The following is a 25,645-nucleotide window of genomic DNA, read 5'->3' as shown; positions in this document are numbered from 1 at the left end:
TGGCCCAGGCCGACGAATTACCATAAGCATTGCCGACCCCCAGGGCAATGCCCACAGCCCACAGGAGCAGCTACCGTGAGCCGCCTGCTACTCAATTGCGATATCGGTGAAAGTTACGGCAACTGGACCCTGGGTCTGGATGCGCAAGTCATGCCCTTCATCGACTGTGCCAACATCGCCTGCGGTTATCACGCCGGCGACCCGAGCATCATGCGCAAGACCGTCAGCCTGGCCCTGGCCAATGACGTGCGGATCGGCGCCCATCCGGCCTACCCGGACCTGGTCGGCTTCGGCCGCCGTTCCATGGCCTGCACGCCCCAGGAAATCCAGGACCTGCTGCATTACCAGATCGGCGCACTGGACGGCATCTGCCGGGCCCAGGGCGCGCGGGTCAGCTATGTCAAACCCCATGGCGCACTGTACAACGACATGATGGCCAACCCGCAGCAGTTGCGTTCGGTGGTCCAGGCGATCGCCGCCTACGACCGCGAACTGCCCCTGATGCTGCTGGCGATGCGCGACAACAGCGCGGCCCAGGCCCTGGCCGACGAGTTCGGCGTGACCCTGTGGTTCGAAGCCTTTGCCGATCGCGCCTACGACCCCGACGGGCGTCTGGTTTCCCGGCAACTGCCGGGGGCTGTGCATCATGAGCCGCAGTGGATCATCGAGCAGGCCCTGACCATCGCCCGTGGCGACCCTCTGACCGCCGGCGACGGCAGTGCCCTGCGTCTGCACGCCGACACCCTGTGCGTGCATGGCGACAATGCCAGTTCGGTCGAGGCTGTTCAGCGCATTCGCGAGGCCCTCGACCGGCAGGCGAACCCATGAGCGCGGCGCCGATGAAGCCGCGTATCGAAGTGGTGGCGATCGATTGCCTGATGGTGCGTCTGTTCGAGGTGATCGCCGAGGACAACATGCCGTGGATGCTCGCCGCCAGCGAGCGTCTGCGGGCCGGTTTTGCCGGTCAGTTGATCGACCTGGTGCCGTCCTATACCACCCTGATGGTGCATTACGACCTGACGCAACTGAGCCCGGCCCAGGCCCGGGAACTGATCGCCGAAGCGCTGGACGATCTGCAGCCGAACGCCACCGCCGGCGGGCAATGCCACGTACTTCCGGTGTGGTATGACCCGAGTGTCGGCCCGGAGCTGCGCCTGCTGTCCGAGCGCAGCGGCTGGTCGGTGAGTGACGTGATCCGCCGCCACAGCGAGCGCGAGTACCAGGTGTTCGCCCTCGGCTTTGCGCCGGGGTTCGCCTTCATGGGCCTGGTGGTCGAACCGTTGGCGGCGCCGCGGCTCGATACCCCGCGCAAGAAGGTGGCGGCGGGCAGCGTCGGCATCGCCGAACGCCAGACCGCGGCCTATCCGGTGGTGTCGCCGGGGGGCTGGAACCTGATCGGGCGTACCCCGAGCAAGCTGTTCGACCGCGAGCGGGACGGCTACAGCCTGATGCAGCCGGGTGATACGGTGCGTTTTGTGGCGGTCGAGCATGCCGAGTTCGTCCGCCTGGGTGGCGACGATACGCCTTTGGAGGCCCTGGCATGAGTCATCTGTCGATCGAGGCCAGCACCCGGCTGTGCCTGTTGCAGGACCGTGGGCGGTTCGGTGTGCGTCATCTGGGTGTGACCCAGGGTGGGGCGTTGGACTGGGTGTCGATGGCCTGGGCCAACCGCCTGCTGGGCAACTCGCCGGATGCGCCGGTGGTGGAGATCACCCTCGGCGGCTTTGCCGTGGTGGCGCGGGAAACCTGCTGCCTGGCCCTGGCCGGGGCCGATCTCGGGGCCCAGGTGGACGGGCAGGCGCTGGCGCCCTGGCGCAGCTTTATCCTGGAGGCCGGGCAGCGCCTGCAATTTACTCAGCCACTGCTGGGTGCACGGGCCTACCTCGCGGCGCCGGGTGGTTTCCTTGCGCCGCAGGTGCTCGGAAGCAGTGCCTGTGTGGTTCGTGAGGAACTGGGTGGCCTGGATGGCCTGGGGCAGCCGTTGCACAAGGGCGATAGCCTGCGCTATGCCGGGACAGCGGTGACGCCAGCGGCGGTGCCGGCCGCGCAGGTCCCCGACTTCCAGGCCGAGGCCACGCTGCAGGTGGTGCTCGGTGCGCAGATCGGCGAATTCAGCGGGCAGAGCCTGTTCGATGCGTTCAACAGTCCCTGGACCCTCGACAGCCGCGGCGACCGCATGGGGATCCGCCTGCTCGGGGCGGAGTTGAAGTACCAGGGGCGGCCGATGATTTCCGAGGGGATACCGCTGGGAGCGATCCAGGTGCCGCCGGATGGGCAGCCGATCGTGCTGCTCAACGATCGGCAGACCATCGGCGGTTATCCGCGCCTGGGCGCCTTGACGCCATTGTCGCTGGCGCGGTTGGCGCAGTGCCTGCCGGGCAGTGGGGTGCGACTGGTGCCGACGGTGCAGGAGTCGGCGCACCGGCAGCACATCGAGTTCATCAGCCGGTTTGCCTGAGGCCCCAAAAGCTTCGCGGGCAAGCCACGCTCCTACAGGGTGTTGATCGTTCACAAGTCCGATGAACGTCTGCGCCCTGCAGGGGCTTGGCTTGCCCGCGAATAGGCCATCAAGCGATTTCACCTCACTTGGACAGAAACCGCATCCCTTCTTCCAGGCCCCGCAGGGTCAGCGGATACATCTGGTCCTCGATCAGGTCGCGCACGATGTTGGTCGAAGACGTGTACCCCCAGGTGTCCTTCGGATACGGGTTGATCCAGATGAGCTTCTTGTATTTCTCCATGAAGCGCTGCATCCACACGTAGCCCGGCTCCTCGTTCCAGTGCTCGACGCTGCCGCCGGCCTGGGTGATCTCGTAGGGCGCCATCGCCGCATCGCCGACGAACACCACCTTGTAGTCGGCGCCGTACTTGTGCAGCAGGTCCTGGGTCGAGGTACGCTCCGAGCTGCGGCGCAGGTTGTTCTTCCACACCGACTCGTAGATGAAATTGTGGAAGTAGAAGTACTCCAGGTGCTTGAACTCGGTCTTGCAGGCCGAGAACAGTTCCTCGCAGATCTTCACGTGGGCGTCCATCGAACCGCCGATATCGAACAGCAGCAACAGCTTGACCGTGTTGCGTCGCTCCGGCCGCATCCGGATGTTCAGCAGACCGGCGTCGCGTGCGGTATGGTCGATGGTGCCATCAATGTCCAGCTCTTCCGCGGCGCCCTGGCGGGCGAACTTGCGCAGGCGCCGCAAGGCCACCTTGATGTTGCGGGTGCCGAGTTCGACCTGGTCGTCGAGGTTCTTGTATTCGCGCTGGTCCCAGACCTTGACCGCCTTGCCCTGGCGCTTGCCGGCATCGCCGACGCGAATGCCTTCCGGGTTGAAACCGCCCGAGCCGAACGGGCTGGTGCCGCCGGTACCGATCCACTTGTTGCCGCCGGCATGACGTTCCTTCTGTTCCTCCAGGCGTTTCTTGAACTCCTCGATCAGCTTGTCCAGGCCGCCGAGGGACTGGATCTGCGCGCGTTCCTCGTCGCTCAGCGAGCGCTCGAACTCCTTGCGCAGCCAATCCTCGGGGATCAGCGCCTGCAGGTGGTCGTCGAGCTTTTCCAGGCCGTTGAAGTAGGCGCCGAAGGCCCGGTCGAACTTGTCGAAATGCCGTTCGTCCTTGACCAGGATCGCCCGCGCCAGGTAGTAGAACTCGTCCATGTCGGCGAAGGTCACGCGCTGTTTCAGCGCGTTGATCAGGTCGAGCAGCTCGCGCACCGACACCGGCACCTTGGCCGCGCGCATTTCATTGAACAGGTTGAGCAGCATGGCTATTGCCCTCTTATCTGAAGAGGCTCTGTTTGAAAGATCGCCGAGCGGCGGTCAGGCAAGGCAAAAGCGGGCGAGGAAGCGGAGTTTACTGGTTGTAAATGAGCATTATTCACTTCGTTCACCCTTCGGGCCGTCCTTCGGACGTTCTCACTCCGTTCGTCCGAGCCCGCTTTTAACGCAGACTGGCCGACGCGCAGGCAGCTTTCGGACAGAGCCTAGCGGCTGCCGCGACGGCTCATGAAGGCCAGGCGTTCCAGTAGCTGGACATCCTGCTCGTTCTTGACCAGCGCACCGGCCAGCGGCGGGATGGCCTTGGTCGGATCGCGCTCGCGCAGCACCGCCTCGCCGATGTTGTCGGCCATCAGCAGCTTCAGCCAGTCCACCAGCTCGGAGGTCGACGGCTTTTTCTTCAGGCCCGGCACCTTGCGTACATCGAAGAACACGTCGAGGGCTTCGCTGACCAGGTCCTTCTTGATGTCCGGGTAGTGGACGTCGACGATCTTCTGCAGGGTTTCGCGGTCCGGGAAGGCGATGTAGTGGAAGAAGCAGCGGCGCAGGAAGGCGTCTGGCAGTTCCTTTTCGTTATTGGAGGTAATGATGATGATCGGACGCTGCCTGGCCTTGATGGTTTCATCGATCTCGTAGACGTAGAACTCCATCTTGTCGAGTTCCTGCAACAGGTCGTTGGGGAACTCGATATCGGCCTTGTCGATCTCGTCGATCAGCAGGATCACCCGCTCCTCGGACTCGAAGGCCTCCCAGAGCTTGCCCTTCTTCAGGTAGTTGCGCACATCGTGGACCTTGTCCACGCCCAGTTGCGAATCGCGCAGGCGGCTCACCGCGTCGTACTCGTAGAGGCCCTGGTGCGCCTTGGTGGTGGACTTGATGTGCCAGGTGATCAGCTTGGCGCCGAAGGACTCGGCCAGTTGCTCGGCGAGCATGGTCTTGCCGGTGCCGGGCTCGCCCTTGACCAGCAGTGGACGCTCCAGGGTAATGGCGGCGTTGACGGCCAGCTTCAGGTCAGCGGTGGCGACGTAGGCCTGGGTGCCTTCGAACTTCATCTGTGCTTCCTCGAACGGTAGCGCCGGCCCGGCAGCGGGCGGCGGGGGAAATTCCATGTTCCGACTATAACGCGGTGTCCGGTCGAGTGTGAACGCAGACGGCTTATTCAGTCTCTGAATGGAGCGTCACATCCTGACCTGGTCAGGCCCGTCAGCCGGTGCCGGGCTTGGGCTGCTCGTAGCGGGCATTGAAGGCCTGGATGAAACCGTTGCGCAATATCTGCAAAAAGGCGGCGAACGCGCTGATATCCTGCTGGTGGACGCTGCCGCTGAGTTCGACGCGGGTGGCGAACTGGTTCTTCTTCTGGTTTTTCAGCAGGGTCTCGCCGGCGCCGACGATGGCTTCCCAGACCGAGCGCAGCAGGCTCTTGTCCTGGTTCTCGACGTCCTGCTGCCAGTCGAACACTTCGACATCGTGCAGCAACGGCTTGATATAGCCGGTGAGCCGGCCCTTGTCGGCCTGGGCCTCGATCACCACGTCGCCGCTGCCGCCGTTGAAGTCGAACTTGCCGTAGGCCGCGGCGAAGTCGTTGACCTTGCGCAGCTCGATGCCGGTGGCCCGCAGGCGGAATTCGAAATCCTCGAAGTTGCTCAGCGGATCGAAGGTGGCGGTGGTTTCCAGGGGCGCGTGGCCGAGCAGCAGGGCCTTGCCTTCGAAACGCGCATCGCGATGGCCCTTGAGGTCGACGATGTTGGTCAGGTTGTAGAGGCTGGCATTGACCTGGGTGGCCTGCAGGTTGACCGGTGGCTGGGAGGTGAAGTTGCGGAAGGTGATGCGCCCGTTGTCGATGCGCACCTCGTTGAGGGTGATCGGCAGCAGTTTGCCCAGTTGGGCGCGCCAGTCGGTGCCCTGACCGGTCTGCGAGGCCTGGCGATTGTTCGCGCCGCCGTCGACGAAGTTCAGTTCCGGTTCGACGAACTGCACCTCGGCCACCACCGCATGGTTTTCCCAGAGGGCTTTCCAGCTCACCGACAGGTCGATCAGCGGCGCCTTGAGGAACGGCACTGGCACTTTGCCGGCGACCTTGACGATTTCCAGCCCGTTGATCCGGTAGGCGCCGCGCCACAGGGCCAGGTCGACATCCGTCACCTGGCCGCGGTAGTCGCCCATGTCGGCGAGCTTTTCATTCAGGTAGTTGCGTACCAGGTAGGGCAGGGCCAGGTTCACCGCCACCACCAGCAGAACAACAATTGCCAGGCCCCACAACGGCCAACTGTAACGACGTTTCATCGACGTGCCCCGCAGACTGTCCATAGGCGATGGACCCCCGGCAACGCGAGACGTTCGCATGACTGGACGCCCGTCACCTCGGGGCATACCCTTGTGGGCTAATTCTCAAATGAACATAGGACCTGTCATGAGCCGTATTTTTGCCGACAACGCCCATTCCATCGGTAATACGCCCCTGGTTCAGATCAACCGCATCGCCCCCCGCGGCGTGACCATCCTGGCCAAGATCGAAGGGCGCAACCCGGGGTATTCGGTGAAGTGCCGGATCGGCGCGAACATGATCTGGGACGCCGAAAGCAGCGGCCGCCTCAAGCCGGGCATGACCATCGTCGAACCGACCTCCGGCAACACCGGCATCGGCCTGGCCTTCGTCGCCGCCGCCCGCGGCTACAAGCTGCTGTTGACCATGCCGGCGTCCATGAGCATCGAGCGGCGCAAGGTGCTCAAGGCCCTGGGGGCCGAGCTGGTGTTGACCGAGCCGGCCAAGGGCATGAAAGGCGCTATCGAGAAGGCCGGTGAAATCGTCAACAGCGATCCGGCCCGGTACTTCATGCCCGCGCAGTTCGACAACCCGGCCAACCCGGCGATCCACGAGAAGACCACCGGTCCGGAAATCTGGAACGACACCGATGGCGCGGTCGATGTGCTGGTGGCCGGCGTCGGCACCGGCGGCACCATCAGCGGCGTTTCGCGCTACATCAAGCAGACCCAGGGCAAGCCGATCCTCTCGGTGGCGGTGGAACCGGTGACGTCGCCGGTGATCACCCAGACCCTGGCCGGGCAGGAGGTCAAGCCGTCGCCGCACAAGATTCAGGGCATCGGTGCCGGTTTCGTGCCGAAGAACCTCGACCTGTCGCTGGTCGACCGGGTCGAGCTGGTGACCGACGAGGAGTCCAAGGCCATGGCCCTGCGGCTGATGCAGGAGGAGGGTATCCTCTGCGGCATCTCCTGTGGCGCGGCGATGGCGGTGGCCGTGCGCCTGGCGGAAACCCCGGAGATGCAGGGCAAGACCATCGTCGTGGTGCTGCCGGACTCCGGCGAGCGCTACCTGTCGAGCATGCTCTTCAGCGACCTGTTCACCGAGCAGGAAAACCAGCAGTAACAGGCGGGTCGACGCCGGCCTTTTCCCCACAGGCCTTTTCCCCACAGGCCGGCTCCCGGTGGGCCGGCCTGTGGGCGATCATGGATTGACCTGACCTGCATCAGTCCGCCTTCAGGCGCCTTATGCTAATTAACGCTTTGTTGCGCAGTTCTTAACGCTGATTGTTGAGTTGCGCGGGTTTTTCCGGCGGTCGGTAATGTTTATCATGGCCGGCTGCCACGTCTCGTGGATTTTTCCTACCCGGACGTCGCCCATTTTCAAGGAGTGCTGAATGACCTTTTCCTTCGCCGCCAAGGCCGCCGTGTTGCTGCTGTTCGTGGGCAGTACGCTCTACGTGCATCTGCGGGGCAAGGCGCGTTTGCCGGTATTGCGCCAGTTCGTCAACCATTCGGCGCTGTTCGCTCCGTACAACGCCCTGATGTACCTGTTTTCCGCGGTGCCGTCCAGACCCTACCTGGACCGCAGCAAGTTCCCCGAACTGGACGTGCTCAAGGACAACTGGCAGGTGATCCGCGAGGAAGCCATGCACCTGTTCGACGAGGGCTACATCCGGGCCGCCGAGAAGAACAACGACGCCGGCTTCGGTTCGTTCTTCAAGAAGGGTTGGAAGCGTTTCTACCTCAAATGGTATGACAAGCCGCTGCCGTCGGCCGAAATGCTCTGCCCGAAGACTGTCGAGCTGGTCAGCCGCATCCCCAACGTCAAGGGCGCGATGTTCGCCCTGCTGCCCGGCGGCAGCCACCTGAACCCGCACCGCGATCCGTTCGCCGGTTCGCTGCGTTATCACCTGGGCCTGTCGACGCCGAACTCCGACGATTGCCGGATTTTCGTCGATGGCCAGGTCTACGCCTGGCGCGACGGTGAAGACGTGATGTTCGACGAGACCTACGTGCACTGGGTCAAGAACGAAACCGAGCAGACCCGGGTCATCCTGTTCTGCGACGTCGAACGGCCGTTGAGCAACCGCCTGATGACCTCGATCAACCGTTCGGTCAGCGCCTTCCTGGGCCGTGCCACCGCACCGCAGAACGTCGATGACGAGCGCGTGGGCGGGATCAACCAGGCCTATGCCTGGAGCAAGCGCTTCAGTGACAACTTCAGCAGCGTGGTCAAGCAGTGGAAGCGCAAGCATCCCAAGGCCTACCGCGTGATGCGTCCGGTGCTGGCGGTCCTGGTGGCCTGGGCCCTCGGCTACTGGCTGTTCGGCTGATCTGTTGCAATAGATGGCGAGCGCTGGTTATAGTCAGCGCTCGGTGCATCGCCTGATTCACCGTCGTTTCCCCTCACTGAAGATCTGCCTATGCCAGCTTCCTCCCTCAACGCGGTCGTCGTTCCAGCGCTCAACGCTGGCGTAGTGCCGTGCGGAAGCCTGCAACCGCTGCAGATCAGTCATTACCCACCACCTGTCAGTAGCACGCCGGTGTGCGCCGTCGTATCACCGCCAGGCGTCGTTGGCATTCGGGGCTGATCAGCAAGCGTTGCTGTTCTCCTGCCTGCCCGCCTGAAAAAAACCTACTGAATCTTCAGCTTCACAGCTGAGTTGGCATTTGCCTGAATCACAGGTGGTATCCATGTTGGTCATTTCAAAGCAATCCGCGACTGCGGCGGCTTCGACGAGTCTGTTCGTGCTGCTCTGGAGCAGCGGGGCGATCTTCTCCAAGTGGGGCCTGGCCCATGCCTCGCCGTTCGCCTTTCTGCTGGTGCGTTTTTCCATTGCCCTGCTGGGCCTGCTGTTGCTGGTCCCGCTGCTCAAGTTCAAGTTGCCCAAAGGCGGCAAGCCGCTGCGTTATGCCGCGGCGACGGGGCTGGTGTTGCTCGGCGCCTACCAGATCTTCTATCTGCTGGCGCTGGACCTGAAGGTCACGCCGGGCGTCATGGCGACGATCATGGGCGTGCAGCCGATCCTCACGGCGGTGCTGATGGAGCGCCAGCGCTCCTGGAGCCGGATGTTCGGCCTCGGGTTGGGGCTGGCGGGGCTGATCCTGGTGGTCTACCAGGGCATCGGCCTGGCGGGCATGTCGCTGGCCGGGATGCTCTTCGGCCTGCTGGCGCTGGCGAGCATGACCTTCGGTTCGATCATGCAGAAGCGCATCACCGACAATCCCCTCGGCACGCTGCCGGTGCAGTACCTGGCCGGGCTGCTGTTGTGCGGAGTGTTCGTGCCGTTCCAGCCGTTTCATGTCGAGACCGGCAGTGGCTTCATCATTCCGGTGCTGTGGATGGGGCTGGTGGTGTCGGTGCTGGCGACGTTGTTGCTGTACCGGCTGATCGCCCGGGGCAATCTGGTGAATGTCACCAGCCTGTTCTACCTGGTGCCGGCGGTGACGGCGGTCATGGATTACCTGATCTTCGGTAACCGGCTGGCGTTGCTGAGCATGCTCGGGATGGGGTTGATCATCGTCGGCCTGGTATTCGTGTTCCGCAAGGCGGGTTGATGCGTCTCTGGAACGGGTACGGCAGCCTGGTGCTGTTGTGCCTGTTCCGGAGCATTCGCGGGCAAGCCCGGCTCCTACAGGATGGCGTCGCTCCGTGCGATCCACAATCTGTAGGAGCCGGGCTTGCCCGCGAATGGGCCCTCAAATTCCCTACAGCGTTACCGCTGCGCCACGGCGCCGGCTTTCGCCACCGCCGGCTGCAACACCAGCCACAACGCCAGCGCGATCAACAGCCCGCCATACAGATGCGCCATCGACAGCGGCTCATCGAGAAACAATGCCCCCCACAACACTCCGAAGGCCGGGATCATGAAGGTCACGGTCATCGATTTCACCGGCCCGATATTGCTCAGCAGCTTGAAATACACGATGTAGGCGAACGCCGTGCAGATCAGGCCGAGCCCCAGCAGCGCACCCCAGACTTCAAGGCCGCCCCAGCTTGCCGGCGGGTGGCTGATGGCGCTGGCGGCGAAGAACGGCAGGATCACCAGCGTCGCACCGAACATGCTGCCCAGGGCCGACAGCCGCGGGTCGAGCCCGCCCTGATGGTCGAGCCAGCGCCGGGTCAGGAAACCGGCGAAGCCATAGCTGGTGGTGGCGAGCAGGCAGGCGCCCGCACCCAGCAGCAGGTCGAGGTCGAAGGTCACCGGGCCGGCGCGGGTCAGCACCGCCACACCGAACAGCCCGAGGAAAATCCCCAGCAGCTTGTTCAGCGTGAGCTTTTCGTGGAAGAACAGGCCGCCGATCAGCACCCCCATCAACGGCGTGGTGGCGTTGAAGATCGACGAGTAGCCGGCCGGCAGCACCTTGGCCGCCACCGAATACAGGGTCGCCGGCAGCCCCGAGTTGATCACCCCGAGCAGCAGGCAGATCTTGAACTTGCCCTTGAAGTCCCATTTCACGCGCATCAGCGCGAGCATCGCCAGCAGGCCGACAGCCGCGATCGAGACACGAAAGAACGCAGTGGGAAACGCACCCAGCACAGGGGCAATGATGCGCATGAACAGGAAGCTGGCGCCCCAGACGGCAGCCAGGCTGAACATGCGGACGATATCGGCGGGATTCACGGTGGGCTTCCTTGGCAGGCTAGGGCGAGCAAGTGTGTCGGGATGTTACGTTCAGGGCAAGGTTGCACAACACGATGACAGGCTTCTAAGCTCAACGGGCTCGCGACCAGAACAACGAACGAAAAATCCCGCAGAGGTTTGACTATGCCGCAGCAATGGCCGGCCGCCGATATCGCCCGTACGATCCTTGATGGCTTCGATAACTATCGCGAGCATTTTCGCCAGATCACCGATGGCGCCCGTGCCCGCTTCGAGGGCGCACGCTGGCAGGAGGCGCAGGCGGCATCGGCGGCGCGGATCAATCTTTACGAAGAGAAGGTCGCCGAGGTCAATGCCCGGCTGCGGGCCGGGTTCGAGGCCGAGTCGTTGCTCGATGTGGGCATCTGGCCGCTGGTGAAAAGCGCCTATATCAGCCTGATCGATGTGCGCTTTGACGATGAACTGGCGGAAACCTGGTACAACTCGGCCTTCTGCAGCCTGTTCAGTCACGACCTGATCAGCGACGGCTGCATGTTCATCCACACCACCCGGCCGTCCCTGCGGCGCGCGCGGTCGGCGCAGACGCGGATCTATCGCCCGCAGGGCGAACTGTCGGGCATGCTCGAACGGATCTTCACCGACTATCGCTTCAGCGAGGATTACGCCGACCTGTCCGGCGACCTGCGGCGCCTCGAAGCGCAACTGCGCGAAAGCCTGCCGGACTGGGTGTGCAAGGACCCGGAACTGAGCGTCGAGCTGTTTTCCTCGGTGCTCTATCGCAACAAGGGCGCCTACCTGGTGGGGCGCATCTACACCCACGACGAGCAGTGGCCGCTGGTGATCCCGTTCCTGCACCGCGAGGGCCGCGGGATCCGTATCGATGCCTTGATCACCGACGAGGCCGAGGTGTCGATCATCTTCTCCTTCACCCGTTCCTATTTCATGGTCGATGTGCCGGTGCCGGCGGAGTTCGTCGGTTTTCTCAAGCGCATCCTGCCGGGCAAGCACGTGGCCGAGCTGTACACCTCGATCGGTTTCTACAAGCACGGCAAGTCGGAGTTCTACCGGGCGCTGATCGACCACCTGGCCAACACCGACGACCGTTTCATCATGGCGCCCGGGGTGCGTGGCATGGTCATGAGCGTGTTCACCCTGCCGGGCTTCAATACGGTGTTCAAGATCATCAAGGACCGCTTCTCGCCCTCGAAGAACGTCGACCGGGCCACGGTGATCGAGAAGTACCGGCTGGTGAAGAGCGTCGACCGGGTCGGGCGCATGGCCGATACCCAGGAGTTCGCCGACTTCCGTTTCCCCCTGGGCAAGTTCGATCCGGCCTGCCTCGAGGAGTTGCTGGAGGTAGCGCCGTCCACCGTGCAGGTCGAGGGCGAGACGGTGCTGATCCGCCACTGCTGGACCGAGCGGCGCATGACCCCGCTGAACCTCTACCTCGACAACGCCAACGAAGCCCAGGTGCGCGAGGCGCTGGATGACTATGGCCTGGCGATCAAGCAACTGGCGGCGGCGAACATCTTCCCCGGCGACATGCTGCTGAAGAACTTCGGGGTCACCCGCCATGGCCGGGTGGTGTTCTATGACTACGACGAAATCTGCTTCCTCACCGAAGCCAACTTTCGCCATATCCCGCCGCCGCGCACCCCGGAGGACGAAATGGCCTCCGAGCCCTGGTATTCCATCGGTCCGCTGGACGTATTCCCCGAGGAGTTCCCGCCCTTCCTGTTCGCCGATATCGGCCAGCGCCGGCTGTTCGCCCAGTTGCACGGCGAGCTGTACGACGCCGATTACTGGAAGGGCCTGCAGGAGGCGATTCTCGCCGGCAAGGTCATCGACGTGTTCCCGTATCGGCGGCGGGCACTGGACAACGAGTAGGCTTGGCCAAGGCGGGCTCGCCACAGAGAGGGGCAAATCTGCGACAATCCGCCCCTGCCTACATAGACGACCCTTGCCGAGCCGATGACCGACGAATCGCCCACTATCGACCAACTGCTGAAAAACCTCGACCTTGCCATGATCGCCGACCGCCACCGCCTGCGGCGGCAGTTGCTCGACCTGCGCAAGAAACCCGATGAAGCCAGGCTGGCTCAGTGGGTCGAGAGAATGCAGGCTTCCTGCGCCCTGGTCACGGCGCGGCGCCAGAGCGTGCCGACGATTCGCTACGACGACAGCCTGCCCATCGCCGCCAAGCGCGACGAGATCAAGGCGGCGCTGCTCAAGCACCAGGTACTGGTCATCGCCGGCGAGACCGGCTCGGGCAAGACCACCCAGTTGCCGAAGATCTGCCTGGAAATCGGCCGCGGCCAGCATGGCCTGATCGGTCATACCCAGCCGCGGCGTATCGCTGCGCGCAGCGTGGCGAGCCGGGTCGCCGAGGAACTGGCGACACCGCTGGGCAGCCTGGTCGGCTACCAGGTGCGGTTCGAGGACCAGAGCGATTCCAACACCCTGGTCAAGCTGATGACCGACGGTATCCTGCTGGCGGAAACCCAGAACGATCGCTACCTCGAACGCTACGACACGATCATCGTCGACGAAGCCCACGAGCGCAGCCTGAACATCGACTTCCTGCTCGGCTACCTCAAGACCCTGCTGCCGCGGCGCCCTGACCTCAAGGTGATCATCACCTCGGCGACCATCGACCTGGAGCGTTTTTCGAAGCACTTCAACGATGCACCGATCGTCGAGGTGTCGGGGCGCACCTTCCCGGTGGAGACCTGGTACCGGCCGATGACTTCCGAGCAGGACGAGGAGGGCAACCGGGTCGAGGACGACCTCACCGTCGACCAGGCGATCCTCGCCACCCTCGACGAGATCGCCGCCCATGAGCGCCATGAGCGCAAGAGCCCCGGCGACGTGCTGGTGTTTTTGCCCGGCGAACGCGAGATCCGCGATGCCGCCGAGATGCTGCGCAAGGCCCAGCTCAAGCACACCGAGATTCTTCCTTTATACGCGCGGCTGACACCGGCCGAGCAGCAGCGGATCTTCCAGTCCCACGCGGGGCGTCGGGTCGTGCTGGCGACCAACGTCGCGGAAACCTCGCTGACCGTACCGGGCATCCGCTACGTGATCGACAGCGGCACCGCGCGTATCAGCCGCTACAGCTACCGCGCCAAGGTCCAGCGCCTGCCGGTCGAGGCCATCTCCCAGGCCAGCGCCAACCAGCGCAAGGGCCGTTGTGGGCGCGTCGAGCCGGGGATCTGCGTACGTCTGTACAGCGAAGAGGATTTCAACGGCCGGCCGGAGTTCACCGATCCGGAAATCCTGCGCACCAACCTGGCGGCGGTGATCCTGCAGATGCTGCACCTGCGCCTGGGCGAGATCACCGCGTTCCCGTTCATCGAGCCGCCGGACGGCAAGGCCATCAGCGACGGCTTCAACCTGCTGCAGGAACTCTCGGCGGTTACCCGCGACAACCAGCTGACCCCGCTCGGCCGCCAGTTGGCGCGCCTGCCGGTGGACCCGCGCATGGGCCGCATGCTGCTGGAGGCGGCCAAACTCGGCAGCCTGCAGGAAGTGCTGATCGTCGCCAGTGCCATGTCGGTGCAGGACCCGCGCGAGCGCCCGCCCGAGCGCCAGCAGGCCGCCGACCAGGCCCACGCGCAGTGGAAGGACGCCGATTCGGACTTCGCCGGGCTGATCAACGTCTGGCGCGGTTTCGAGGAGCAGCGCCAGGCCCTCGGGGCGAGTGCCTTGCGCAACTGGTGCCGGAAGAACTTCCTCAATTACCTGCGCATGCGCGAATGGCGTGACTCCCACCGACAGCTGGCGCTGATCTGCCGCGACCTGCAACTGGCGATCAACAAGGAGCCGGCCGACTATCCCAAGCTGCACAAGGCGGTGCTGTCCGGCCTGTTGAGCCAGATCGGCCAGAAGACCGAGGAAGGCGACTACCTCGGCGCGCGCCAGCGGCGCTTCTGGGTCCACCCGTCCTCGGGCCTGGGCCGCAAGCGGCCGCAGTGGCTGATGACCGCCGAACTGGTGGAAACCACCAAGCTCTATGCGCGCATGGTCGCCAAGATCGAGCCGGACTGGATCGAGCCGCTGGCCGGGCACCTGATCAAGAAGAACCACTTCGAACCCCACTGGGAGAAGAAGCGCGGCCAGGTAGTGGCCTTCGAGCAGATCACCCTGTTCGGCCTGATCGTGGTCGGCCGGCGGCCGGTGCATTTCGGACCGGTCGACCCGGTGGTTTCGCGCGAACTGTTCATCCGCGAGGCGCTGGTGCGCGGCGAAATCCAGTCCAGGGCCAAGTGTCTGGGCGCCAACACCCGCCTGCTCGAACAGCTCGATGAACTGGAGGCCAAGGCCCGTCGGCGCGACATCCTCGCCGACGAGGAAACCCTGTTCGCCTTCTACGACGCGCGCCTGCCGGCGGAGATCCACCAGACCGCGACCTTCGACAGCTGGTACCGTGTCCACAGCCAGAAGAATCCGCAACTGCTGATCATGCGCGAAGAAGACGTGCTGGCCCGCGAGGCCAGTGAAGTCACCGCCGCGCAGTACCCGGACACCCTGCATCTGGGCGATCTGACCCTGGCGCTGAGCTATCACTTCGAACCCAACCACCCCCGCGACGGTGTGACCCTGCGCGTGCCGGCGCCGCTGTTGCCGATGTTGCCCGCCGAGCGCCTGGAGTGGCTGGTGCCGGGCCTGATCGAGGCCAAGTGCATCGCCCTGGTACGCAACCTGCCCAAGGCCCTGCGCAAGAACTTCGTGCCGGTGCCGGACTTCGTCAAGGCGGCGCTGCAACGCATCGACTTCGCCGAGGGTTCGCTGCCCCAGGCGCTGGGGCGTGAGCTGCTGCGCATGACTGGCGCGCGGGTCAGCGACGAGGCCTGGGCCGAAGCGGCGCAGCAGGTGGAAAGCCACCTGAAGATGAACCTCGAAGTGGTCGACGCCCAGGGCAAGTTCCTCGGCGAAGGCCGTGACCTGGCGGAACTGACCGCGCGCTTCGCCCAGGCCAGCCAGGCGGCGCTGGCCGTGCCGCAAACCGCGAAAAGCCAGCAGCCGGTGGAAGCCAAGGGTTTCGCCGCTGTCGCCGAGACCACCCAGCAGAAGATCGCCGGCCTGTCGATGACGGTCTATCCGGCACTGGTGGAAGAGGCGGGTACGGTCAAGGAAGGGCGCTTCTCCACCCCGGCCGAAGCCGAGTTCCAGCATCGTCGGGCGTTGCAGCGGCTGTTGCTGCAGCAACTGGCCGAGTCGGCGAAGTTCCTGCGCGGCAAGCTGCCGGGCCTGACCGAGCTGGGCCTGCTGTATCGCGAGCTGGGTCGTGTCGAAGCGCTGGTGGAAGACATCCTGTTGGCCAGCCTCGACAGTTGCATCCTCGACGGTGAAGACCCGCTGCCCCGCGACGGTGCCGGCCTGGCGTCCCTGGCCGAGCGCAAGCGCGGCCACTGGACCGAGCATGCCGAGCGCCTGGCACGCCTGACCCTGGAGATCCTCAAGCTCTGGCACGGCCTGCAGAAGCGCTTCAAGGGCAAGATCGACCTGGCCCAGGCGGTGGCGCTCAACGATATCAAGCAGCAACTGAGCCACCTGGTCTACGCCGGGTTCGTCCGGGAAACGCCGGGGCTCTGGCTGAAGGAATTGCCGCGCTATCTCAAGGCGATCGAGTTGCGCCTGGAGAAGCTGCCGGCCCAGGTGCAGAAGGATCGGGTCTGGAGTACCGAGCTGGGCGGCCTGTGGAGCCAGTACCAGGCCCGCGCGGCCAAGCATGCCCAGGAAGGCAAGCGCGACCCGCAACTGGAACTGTATCGCTGGTGGCTGGAGGAGTACCGGGTCTCGCTCTTCGCCCAGCAGTTGGGGACCAGGGCACCGATCTCGGACAAGCGCCTGAACAAGCAGTGGAGTCAAGTGGAAGCCTGACCATGGGCAAAGGCCCATTGATCTTCACAATGGGCCAAACTCCCGTGTTTATGGCACACTTCGCGGATAAATGCCCGGTTCAGCGATTGAGCCGCAAGAAAACCACCCGGCGTCATCCCCGTTGTCAGGGGTTGGCCTTTTTACATGTTGGTACGACTGTACCAATGCCTTCTGCCTGAACAGAACATAGAGGAACGACCGTGCATAACGTCGTCATCAGCGGCACCGGCCTGTACACCCCGGCCAACAGCATTTCCAACGAAGAGCTGGTGCACTCTTTCAATACGTATGTACAACAGTTCAATGAAGAAAATGCGGCGGCCATCGAGCGCGGCGAGGTTCAGGCCTTGACCGAGTCCAGCGCCGCCTTCATCGAAAAGGCCTCGGGCATCAAGAGCCGCTTCGTCATGGACAAGGACGGCATTCTCGATCCGCGGCGCATGAAGCCGCGCCTGCCCGAGCGCAGCAATGACGAGTGGTCGATCCTCTGCCAGATGTCCGTGGCCGCCGCCGAACAGGCCCTGCAACGGGCCGGCAGGACCGCCGCGGACATCGACGGGGTGATCGTCGCCTGCTCCAACCTGCAGCGCGCCTATCCGGCGATTGCCATCGAGGTCCAGGAAGCCCTCGGTATCCAGGGGTTCGGTTTCGACATGAACGTCGCCTGTTCCTCGGCGACCTTCGGCATCCAGAACGCCTGCAACAGCGTGCAACTGGGCCAGGCCCGGGCGATCCTGATGGTCAACCCGGAGATCTGCACCGGCCACCTGAACTTCCGCGACCGCGACAGCCACTTCATCTTCGGCGATGCGGCGACGGCGGTGATCATCGAACGGGCGGACCTGGCCACCTCGGCCCACCAGTTCGATATCGTCAGCACCAAGCTGCTGACCCAGTTCTCCAACAACATCCGCAACAACTTCGGCTTCCTCAACCGCGCGGGAGAAGAGGGGATCGACGCCCGCGACAAGCTGTTCGTCCAGGAAGGGCGCAAGGTGTTCCGGGATGTCTGCCCGATGGTGGCGGAACTGATCAGCGAGCACTTGCAGGAGAACCAGCTGAATGTCGGCGACGTGAAGCGTTTCTGGCTGCACCAGGCCAACCTCAGCATGAACCATCTGATCGTCAAGAAACTGCTGGGTCGCGACGCCACCGCAGAGGAAGCCCCGGTGATCCTCGACACCTACGCCAACACCAGTTCGGCCGGTTCCGTGATCTCGTTCCACAAGAACCAGGACGATCTGGCGGCCGGTTCCCTGGCAGTGCTCAGTTCGTTCGGTGCCGGCTATTCGATCGGCAGCGTGATTCTGCGCAAGCGCTGATCGAGCGGCGGCATGTGGAAAAAGACAGCGTCGCGATAGTCTCAAAAAGCCACTACTGAAAGCGCAAAGCCCCGTAAGCCGGGACTTTGCGCTTTTTTCTGTCGGCTCGAAAAAGTTCCGCTGTCATAAAAGCTTTATATAAAGGCAACGGTCCTGAAATAACCCCACGCCAAGATTCCCTCCCAACAAAGCGGGTCAGTCCCCGGCAACAGCCGTGCCCCCGCACGATGACAGCGGACGTCGCAAAAAAGACCCGAAGCGTTTGAATCCAGAGGAGCGAAACAATGAACAAGTGCACCTTGGCCCTGGCAGTGGCCGTAGGGGTTTTGTCCCAACAAGCATTTGCCGAGAGCCAGGCTGACGCCAAAGGTTTCATCGAAGGTGCTACGTCGACCCTGGGTCTGCGTAACTACTACATCAACACCGACAACCGCAGCGGCAAGCCGGCCCAGAGCCTGGTGTCGGAATGGGGCCAGGGCTTCGACCTGCGTTTCAACTCCGGCTACACCCAGGGCACCGTCGGTTTCGGTCTGGATGTGATCGCTCTGGAAGGTATTCGCCTGGATTCCGGTCGTGGCACCAACGGCGCCACCACCACTTCCTACGGCACCACCATGTTCCCGGCCGAATCCACCGATGGCAAGAACGCCAAGGCCGTCAACGATTTCGGCAGCCTGGGCGTGACTGGCAAGGTGCGCGTTTCGCAGACCGAACTGAAAGTCGGTACCCTGATGCCGAACAACCCGGTCATCAAGTACAACGACGGTCGCCTGCTGCCGCAGACCTTCACCGGTGGCGAGCTGAAGTCGAACGAAATCAAGGACCTGACCCTGGTCGCTGGCCAGGTGGAAGCGGCCAAGGGCCGTAACTCCAGCAACGACGAAGGCCTGTCCCTCGCCGGTGCCAACAGCCCGACCTCGAGCGGCCGTCGCAGCAACAAGTTCTACTACGGTGGTGCCGACTACAAGATCACCAAGGACCTGACCGCTTCGTTCTACCACGGCGAGCTGAAGGACTTCTACTCGCAGAACTTCCTGGGCCTTGTGCACAACTGGGCAATCGGCCCTGGCGTACTCAAGAGCGACCTGCGCTACTACCGCAGCCGTGACAACGGTGCCAATGGTGATACCAGCGCCTACTTCACCACGGGCTACTACGATGACAAGCCAGCCAACAGCCGGACCAAGGGCAAGGTCGACAACGACCTGTACAGCTACCTGGCCCTGTACTCGATCGAAGGTCATACCTTCGGTGCCGGCTACCAGTACACCAAGGGTGACAGCGACTTCCCTTGGCTGAACCAGGGTGACGGTTCGTCCAACAGCACCATCACCGACGCCCAGATCCAGAAGTTCGCCCGTGCCGGCGAGCGTACCTGGCAGGCTCGCTACGCCTATGACTTCGCCAAGGTTGGCGTACCTGGCCTGACCGCCGGCGTGACCTACCTGCACGGCGACAACATCCAGAACGCCGCGGGTGACCAGAGCGAGTGGGAGCGTGACATCAGCCTGGCCTACGTGATCCCGCAAGGCACCTTCAAGAACCTGGGCTTTGCCTGGAAAAACGCCATGTGGCGTACCAACTCGGCCGTGGCTTCCAGCACCCAGGACGAAAACCGCCTGATCGTCAGCTACTCGATTCCACTGCTGTAAGCACTGTTGTGTAAGCTCTTTTTCACTTCACGCCCTGCTCGGCACACTGCCGGCGGGGCGTTTTTTTGCCTTTTGCGCTGTCATTACGGACGTCTTCGCGGCGGTTCGGCGCCCCGACAAGCCCTGCTCCTACAGAGTCGCGTCTTGCACGAGTCCTGCACACGGCGCTGCCCTGTAGGAGCAGGGCTTACCCGCGAAGAGGCCCCCCACAATCGCTACAAGTCCCGTTAGCCCATCATCCGCAAATCATCTCTGCAACGTCTGTCTGAACTCGTTGCACCATGGTGTTCCCACCCCCGTCCCCAGTCCAATGAAATAGTTTTTAATCTCCTCTCCCTGCGCGATACTGCCCCGGCGAATGCACCTGCCCTGGGGATATCGATGCCGCTACAACGCCTGCAAAGCCTTGCCGAGATCGCGCCCGAGGATTGGGATGCGCTGGTGCCGTCGGGGCAACCCTTCCTGCGTCACGCCTTCCTCAGCGCCCTGGAGGATAGCGGCAGCCTCGGCGAGCGTTCCGGCTGGCAGCCGGAGCATCTGCTGCATATCGAGCAGGGGCGGCTGATCGCCGCGTTGCCCAGCTATCGCAAGTGGCACTCCTACGGCGAGTACGTGTTCGACCATGCCTGGGCCGACGCCTGCCAGCGTGCCGGTATCGCCTACTACCCCAAGCTGCTCACCGCCGTGCCGTTCAGCCCGGTCGGCGGCCCACGGCTGCTGGCGGCCAGCGCCGAGGACGGTGTCGAGTTGCTGTCGGCGTTGCCGGGCTATCTGGAGATCGAGGAACTGTCCAGCGCTCACATCAACTTCACCGACGCTCTGGCCGATGCCGCCCTGGCCGGGCAAACGGGCTGGCTGCAGCGCCTGGGTTGCCAGTACCACTGGCAGAACCGCGACTACCGGGATTTTCAGGATTTCCTCGACGCCTTGAGCTCACGCAAGCGCAAGCAGATGCGCAAGGAACGCGAGCAGGTGTTGGCCCAGGGTTTCGAGTTCGAGTGGCTGGAGGGCAGGGCGTTGACGCAGGCGCAATGGGACTTCGTCTACGCCTGCTACGCCAACACCTACGCGGTGCGGCGCCAGGCGCCATACCTGACGCGGGCGTTCTTCAGCCTGCTGGCCGAACGCATGCCGGAGGCGATCCGGGTGGTCATGGCCCATCAGGGCGGGCGGCCGGTGGCCATGGCCTTCAGCCTGATCGGCGGCGACAGCTTCTACGGGCGCTACTGGGGTTGCCTGGCGGAGTTCGACCGCCTGCACTTCGAGACCTGTTTCTACCAGGGCATGGACTACGCCATCGCCCAGGGCCTGAAACGCTTCGATGCCGGTGCCCAGGGCGAGCACAAGCTGATTCGCGGCTTCGAACCGGTGATCACCCACTCCTGGCACTACCTGCGCCACCCCGGCCTCAAGGCGGCGGTGGCGGATTTCCTCGAACGGGAGCGGGTCGGCATCCTGGAATATGCCGAGCAGGCGAGGGCGGCGCTGCCTTACCGGCAGGCCTGACCCTCGAGGGCACGCTCAGTCGATCCCGACAAAGCCACCGGTCTGGTGCTGCCACAGGCGCGCATACAGGCCGCCGCGCGCCAAGAGCTCGGCATGGCTGCCGGTTTCGGCAATGCGCCCATGCTCCAGTACCACCAGGCGGTCCATGCGGGCGATGGTCGACAGGCGGTGGGCGATGGCGATCACCGTCTTGCCTTCCATCAGTGTTTCCAGGCTTTCCTGGATCGCCGCTTCCACTTCCGAGTCCAGCGCCGAGGTTGCTTCGTCCATGATCAGGATCGGTGCGTTCTTGAGCAGGACCCGGGCAATGGCGATGCGCTGTCGCTGGCCACCGGAGAGTTTCACCCCGCGTTCGCCGACATGGGCATCGAAGCCGGTTCGCCCCTCGGCATCCGAGAGCAGTGGAATGAACTCGTCGGCCCGGGCCTTGAGCACCGCCTCGTAGAGTTGCGCATCGCTGGCATCCGGCTTGCCGTAGAGCAGGTTGTCGCGAATCGAGCGGTGTAGCAGCGAGGTGTCCTGGGTAATCATGCCGATGTTTTCGCGCAGGCTTTCCTGGGCGACCTGGGCGATGTCCTGGCCGTCCACCAGGATGCGCCCGCCCTGTAGGTCATACAGGCGCAGCAGCAGATTGACCAGGGTCGACTTGCCGGCCCCGGAAGGGCCGATCAGGCCGATCTTCTCGCCCGGGCGAATGGTCAGGTTGAGGTCCGAGATCACTCCGCTGCGCTTGCCGTAGTGGAAATCGACATGTTCGAAACGCACCTCGCCACGGCTCACCGCCAGGCGTGGCGCCTGTTCGCGGTCGGTGACGGTGATGGGCTGGGCGATGGTCTGCAGGCCGTCCTGGACCATGCCGATGTTCTCGAAGATGCCGTTGACCACCCACATGATCCAGCCGGACATGTTGACGATCCGGATCACCAGGCCGGTGGTCAGGGCGATGGCGCCGACCGACACCAGCGACTGCGTCCACAGCCACAGCGCCAGGCCGGTGGTGGTGACGATCAGCAGGCCGTTCATGCTGGTGATGGCGACGTCCATGCTGGTGACCACCCGTGAGGCCAGTTGGGTCTTCTCGGTCTGCTCCACCAGCGCCTCGCGGGCGTACTGCTGCTCGAAATGGGTGTGGGCGAACAGCTTCAGGGTGGTGATGTTGGTGTAGCCGTCGACGATCCGCCCCATCAGCTTGGAGCGCGCGTCGGAGGACTCCACCGAGCGCTGCTTGACCCGCGGCACGAAGTAGTAGAGCGCACCGCAGTAGCCGGCGAGCCACAGCAGCAGCGGGATCATCAGGCGCCAGTCGGCTTCGACGAACAGCACCAGCGCACTGATCACGTAGATCAGCACGTGCCACAGCGCATCGACCGCCTGCACGGCGGAGTCGCGCAGCGAGTTGCCGGTCTGCATGATGCGCTGGGCGATGCGCCCGGCGAAATCGTTCTGGAAGAAATTCAGGCTCTGGCGCAGCACGTAGCTGTGGTTCTGCCAGCGGATCAGGCTGGTCATGCCCGGGCTGATGGTCTGGTGCACCAGCAGGTCGTGCAGGCCGAAGAAGATCGGCCGCAGCACCAGCGCGACCACCAGCATCCACAGCAGCTCGCCGCCGTGCACCGAGAAGAACTCGGTATTGGGCGTGCCCTGGGCCAGGTCGATGATCCGGCTCAGGTAGCTGAACAGGGCCACTTCGATCAGGGCGGCGAACAGCCCGACGATCAGCAGGGCGACGAAGCTCGGCCAGACCTGGCGCAGGTAATACAGGTAGAAGGGCAGGACCTTGTTGGGTGGCGCGGCGGTGGGAGCGTCGCGGAAGATGTCGATCAGTTGTTCAAAGCGACGATAGAGCATGGGGTCTGATGCCCGTCGATCGGGCTCTCCTTGGAGGTGAAGCCGCGCCGGCCGGGGCTTCCTGCCCGCGGCCGGCTGCTGCCGTTAGTCGATGCGCTTGGCCGACTTGATGTACACAGGGTCCACCGGCACGTCGGACATGCCCTGCTTGTTGGCGGTCGGCGAGTTGACGATGATGTCGACCACCTCCATGCCCTTGACCACCTTGCCGAACACCGCGTAGCCGGCGTCGCGGCCCGGGTCGAGGAAGTCATTGTCCTTGACGTTGATGAAGAACTGGCTGGTGGCCGAGTTCGGGTCCGAGGTCCGCGCCATCGCCAGGGTGCCACGCACGTTGTGCAGGCCGTTGCTGGCTTCGTTGCGGATCGGCGCCTGGGTCGGTTTCTGCACCATCTGCGCGGTGAAACCGCCGCCCTGGGCCATGAAGCCCGGAATCACCCGGTGGAAGATGGTGTTGTTGTAGAAACCGCTGTCCACATAGGACAGGAAGTTCTTGGTACTGATCGGCGCCTTGACCGGGTCCAGTTCGATTTCGATGGTGCCGTTGGTGGTCACCAGTTGCACGTGAGGCGCCTTGGTCGCCTCGGTGGCGGCCATCAGGTTGGCGGCGAACAGGACGGAGCCGGTGAACAGGGCGATTTTTTTCAGCATGGTTCAGTGATCCTGGGTGGTGGTTTCGACTGCGCTCAGAAACTCGAGCAGGGTCCGGTTGAAGACCTGGGGTTGGTCCAGTGGGGTAGCGTGACGGGAGTCGGCGATGACTACCAGTCGGGCATCGGGAATAAGTTTGACATAGCTTTGCTTGAGCGAGACCGGCGTGTAGTCCCGGTCGGCGCTGACGATCAGGGTTGGACAGGTAATCGCCGACAGTCGTTCCTGCACGCCCCAACCGACGATGGCGTCGAAGCTGGCGAGATAGGCGCGCTTGTCATTGCTGGCCCAGCGCTCGGTCATCTTGCGGCGCAGTTCGGCCTGTTCCGGCTTGGGGAACAGCATGGAGCCGAGGGCCCTGCCGATGCTGTTGAGGCTCAGCAGGCGCGCCAGGCTCCAGCGCTTGGCCCACTGCCAGTAGTCGTTGGCGCTGCGTACCTTGACCTCCGGGGCGCTGTTGACCACGCACAGGCTGCGCAGCAGCCGGGGGCGGTCGACCGCCAGCTGGAAACCGATCATGCCGCCCATCGACAGGCCCACCAGGTGTGTCGGGCCCAGCTCCAGGTGCTCGATCAGCGCCACCACGTCGGCGGTGAAGCCGGCGATGCTGTAGCGCTGGCGCGGCTTGTCGGAGCGGCCGTGGCCACGGATGTCGACGACGATCACCCGGTAGTGCTCGGCCAGTACCGGCACCTGCAGTTCCCAGTCCTGGCCGCTGGAGCCCAGGCCGTGGACCAGCAGCACCGGAGTACCCTGGCCATGCTCTTCGTAGTGCAGCAGGCAACCGTCGTGTTCGAAATAGGCCATCGGTCAACGTCCTGTCAGGCTTGCAGGGGCGCGGCGAACGGTGCGTCCAGCGGCGCGGTGTCGAAAGTGCGCAGCAGCTCGACGAGAATCTGCGTTGCCGGCCCCAGGGGTTTGTCCTTGTTCGAGTACAGGAAGAACGTCGGGTGGCGGCTGCCGCCCTGATCCAAGGGTAGTTGCTTGAGCAGCCCTTCGCGGATTTCCCGCTCGATCAGATGGCGCGGCAGCCAGGCGAAACCCAGTCCATTGCCGACGAAGGTGGCGGCGGTGGCCAGGCTGCCGACGGTCCAGCGCTGTTCGGCGCCGAGCCAGCCGACGTCCCGTGGCTGCTGGCGCCCGGAATCGCGGATCACCACCTGCAGCTGGCTTTCCAGGTCCTGGAAGGTCAGTTGCCGTTGCAGGCGGTGCAGGGCGTGTTCCGGATGGGCGACGGCAACGAACTCCACCGCGCTCATTTCGGTACCCAGGTAGCCGGGGATATTGAAGCTGCTGATGGCCAGGTCGGCGACGCCTTCGAGCAGCACCTCCTCGACCCCGGACAGCACCTCCTCGCGCAGACGTACCCGGCAACCGCGGCTCTGCGGCATGAACGCGGTCAGCGCCCGCACCAGCCGGGCGTTGGGGTAGGCGGCGTCGACCACCAGGCGAACCTCGGCCTCCCAACCCTGCTCCATGTGGTGTGCCAGGTCCTCGAGCTGGCTGGCCTGCTTGACCAGTTGCCGCGAGCGCCGCAACAGCACCTCGCCGGCTTCGGTCAGCACCGCCTTGCGCCCGTCGATGCGCAGCAGCGGCACGCCGAGCTGATCCTGCATGCGGGCCACGGTGTAACTGACGGACGACTGCGAGCGGTGCAGGGCTTCGGCCGCCTGGGCGAAGCCTCCGTGATCGACCACGGCCTGCAACGTTCGCCATTGATCGAGGGTCACGCGGGGCGCTTTCAAGTTGGGTTCCTCTTGTCCTAAGCTGGCGGTCCACATTGGAGACCGTCGAATGAGAAAGTTCTGTTGCGTGTTGCTGGCCCTGCTGCCGGTCAGTGCCCTTGCCTACCCGATCGATGTCGAGAAACAGCTCAATGGCCTGAGCATCGACTACACGGCCCATGACACCGACCAGGACATCGGCTCCCTCCAGTTGAACAACTACGGCAAGACCGATGCGGTGTGCAAGGTGGTCTTCATCAACGGTCCCGAGGCGCCGAAGACCCGCCAGGTGGAGGTATCGGCCGGGAAAACCGTGAACGTCACCGCCAAGTTCAACCGCAAGATCATCCGGCTGCGAATGAACCTCAGCTGCACGGCGAAATGAAAGCACGGGCGGGTTACCGACAAGCATGCGCTTTC

The 25,645-nt window shown here is 64.0% G+C and carries 20 protein-coding genes; 12 read left to right on the top strand and 8 right to left on the bottom strand.

The features are described from left to right. Window positions 1-75: 75 nt before the first annotated feature. The 3 genes from ACM62G_RS03935 to ACM62G_RS03925 are packed head-to-tail and all read left to right on the top strand — an operon-like array spanning window position 76 to window position 2,458. Window positions 76-828, top strand: a complete 753-nt coding sequence (locus ACM62G_RS03935) for a 5-oxoprolinase subunit PxpA (RefSeq protein ID WP_419736719.1) — start codon at window positions 76-78, stop codon at window positions 826-828. Window positions 829-839: 11 nt separating this feature from the next. Continuing rightward, window positions 840-1,544 (top strand): 5-oxoprolinase subunit B family protein, encoded by a 705-nt coding sequence (locus ACM62G_RS03930; RefSeq protein WP_419737484.1) that lies wholly within the window; start codon window positions 840-842, stop codon window positions 1,542-1,544. Beyond that, complete coding sequence (locus ACM62G_RS03925; protein ID WP_273819308.1) at window positions 1,541-2,458, top strand: biotin-dependent carboxyltransferase family protein; 918 nt, start codon at window positions 1,541-1,543, stop codon at window positions 2,456-2,458. The genes ACM62G_RS03930 and ACM62G_RS03925 overlap by 4 nt, the downstream gene beginning before the upstream one ends. Window positions 2,459-2,582: 124 nt before the next feature. Here the strand turns inward: ACM62G_RS03925 and ACM62G_RS03920 are convergent, their stop codons facing one another. From ACM62G_RS03920 to ACM62G_RS03910, 3 genes are all read right to left on the bottom strand, one after another. After that, window positions 2,583-3,761 (bottom strand): vWA domain-containing protein, encoded by a 1,179-nt coding sequence (locus ACM62G_RS03920; protein ID WP_054058330.1) that lies wholly within the window; start codon window positions 3,759-3,761, stop codon window positions 2,583-2,585. A 218-nt stretch (window positions 3,762-3,979) separates the two neighbouring features. Further along, window positions 3,980-4,825, bottom strand: a complete 846-nt coding sequence (locus ACM62G_RS03915) for an AAA family ATPase (protein WP_054058329.1) — start codon at window positions 4,823-4,825, stop codon at window positions 3,980-3,982. 151 nt (window positions 4,826-4,976) lie between these two features. Next, a complete protein-coding gene (locus tag ACM62G_RS03910) occupies window positions 4,977-6,056 on the bottom strand; it encodes a DUF748 domain-containing protein (RefSeq protein ID WP_273819309.1) in 1,080 nt (359 codons plus the stop codon). Between the two features lie 127 nt (window positions 6,057-6,183). Here ACM62G_RS03910 and cysK point away from each other — a divergent pair, with 127 nt between their 5' ends. The 3 genes from cysK (at window position 6,184) to ACM62G_RS03895 (ending at window position 9,593) form a co-directional block, all read left to right on the top strand. Further along, window positions 6,184-7,158 carry a cysteine synthase A gene (gene cysK / locus ACM62G_RS03905; RefSeq protein ID WP_054058328.1) on the top strand — a complete coding sequence of 325 codons (975 nt, stop codon included), beginning with the start codon at window positions 6,184-6,186 and terminating at the stop codon, window positions 7,156-7,158. Window positions 7,159-7,429: 271 nt separating this feature from the next. Beyond that, a complete protein-coding gene (locus tag ACM62G_RS03900; RefSeq protein WP_054058327.1) occupies window positions 7,430-8,368 on the top strand; it encodes an aspartyl/asparaginyl beta-hydroxylase domain-containing protein in 939 nt (312 codons plus the stop codon). Window positions 8,369-8,729: 361 nt separating this feature from the next. Beyond that, a complete protein-coding gene (locus tag ACM62G_RS03895) occupies window positions 8,730-9,593 on the top strand; it encodes a DMT family transporter (protein ID WP_054064038.1) in 864 nt (287 codons plus the stop codon). Between the two features lie 158 nt (window positions 9,594-9,751). On the opposite strand, the gene ACM62G_RS03890 is transcribed toward ACM62G_RS03895, so the two are convergent. After that, a complete protein-coding gene (locus tag ACM62G_RS03890) occupies window positions 9,752-10,660 on the bottom strand; it encodes a DMT family transporter (protein ID WP_419736718.1) in 909 nt (302 codons plus the stop codon). Window positions 10,661-10,804: 144 nt separating this feature from the next. Between ACM62G_RS03890 and aceK the strand changes: the two genes are divergently transcribed. From aceK to ACM62G_RS03865, 5 genes are all read left to right on the top strand, one after another. Further along, complete coding sequence (gene aceK / locus ACM62G_RS03885) at window positions 10,805-12,526, top strand: bifunctional isocitrate dehydrogenase kinase/phosphatase (protein ID WP_273819311.1); 1,722 nt, start codon at window positions 10,805-10,807, stop codon at window positions 12,524-12,526. A gap of 84 nt (window positions 12,527-12,610) precedes the next feature. Further along, window positions 12,611-16,522: an ATP-dependent RNA helicase HrpA gene (hrpA, locus tag ACM62G_RS03880; RefSeq protein ID WP_054058324.1), complete on the top strand. Its 3,912-nt coding sequence runs from the start codon at window positions 12,611-12,613 to the stop codon at window positions 16,520-16,522. 200 nt (window positions 16,523-16,722) lie between these two features. Beyond that, window positions 16,723-17,844 carry a beta-ketoacyl-ACP synthase III gene (locus ACM62G_RS03875; RefSeq protein ID WP_054064040.1) on the top strand — a complete coding sequence of 374 codons (1,122 nt, stop codon included), beginning with the start codon at window positions 16,723-16,725 and terminating at the stop codon, window positions 17,842-17,844. A 284-nt stretch (window positions 17,845-18,128) separates the two neighbouring features. Then, window positions 18,129-19,496 (top strand): OprD family porin, encoded by a 1,368-nt coding sequence (locus ACM62G_RS03870; RefSeq protein WP_054058322.1) that lies wholly within the window; start codon window positions 18,129-18,131, stop codon window positions 19,494-19,496. A 381-nt stretch (window positions 19,497-19,877) separates the two neighbouring features. Further along, entirely contained in the window at window positions 19,878-21,002 is a 1,125-nt protein-coding gene (locus tag ACM62G_RS03865; RefSeq protein WP_419736717.1) for a GNAT family N-acetyltransferase, read from the top strand. A 15-nt stretch (window positions 21,003-21,017) separates the two neighbouring features. Here ACM62G_RS03865 and ACM62G_RS03860 read toward each other — a convergent pair whose 3' ends face one another. From ACM62G_RS03860 to ACM62G_RS03845, 4 genes are all read right to left on the bottom strand, one after another. After that, complete coding sequence (locus tag ACM62G_RS03860) at window positions 21,018-22,850, bottom strand: ABC transporter ATP-binding protein (protein ID WP_419736716.1); 1,833 nt, start codon at window positions 22,848-22,850, stop codon at window positions 21,018-21,020. An 84-nt stretch (window positions 22,851-22,934) separates the two neighbouring features. After that, window positions 22,935-23,501: a peptidylprolyl isomerase gene (locus ACM62G_RS03855; protein WP_054064041.1), complete on the bottom strand. Its 567-nt coding sequence runs from the start codon at window positions 23,499-23,501 to the stop codon at window positions 22,935-22,937. 3 nt (window positions 23,502-23,504) lie between these two features. Continuing rightward, window positions 23,505-24,308 (bottom strand): alpha/beta fold hydrolase, encoded by an 804-nt coding sequence (locus ACM62G_RS03850; protein ID WP_054058318.1) that lies wholly within the window; start codon window positions 24,306-24,308, stop codon window positions 23,505-23,507. 14 nt (window positions 24,309-24,322) lie between these two features. Further along, complete coding sequence (locus ACM62G_RS03845; protein WP_054064042.1) at window positions 24,323-25,246, bottom strand: LysR family transcriptional regulator; 924 nt, start codon at window positions 25,244-25,246, stop codon at window positions 24,323-24,325. 49 nt (window positions 25,247-25,295) lie between these two features. On the opposite strand from ACM62G_RS03845, the gene ACM62G_RS03840 reads away from it, so the two are divergent. Continuing rightward, the gene (locus ACM62G_RS03840) at window positions 25,296-25,610 is read left to right on the top strand and encodes a hypothetical protein (RefSeq protein ID WP_054058317.1); all 315 of its coding nucleotides are present in this window, start codon (window positions 25,296-25,298) and stop codon (window positions 25,608-25,610) included. Window positions 25,611-25,645 lie beyond the last annotated feature (35 nt).

The sequence above is a fragment of the Pseudomonas sp. COR18 genome (genome assembly GCF_048568395.1).
GTDB lineage: Bacteria > Pseudomonadota > Gammaproteobacteria > Pseudomonadales > Pseudomonadaceae > Aquipseudomonas > Aquipseudomonas fuscovaginae_B.
This window is presented reverse-complemented; position numbering and strand designations above follow the sequence as displayed.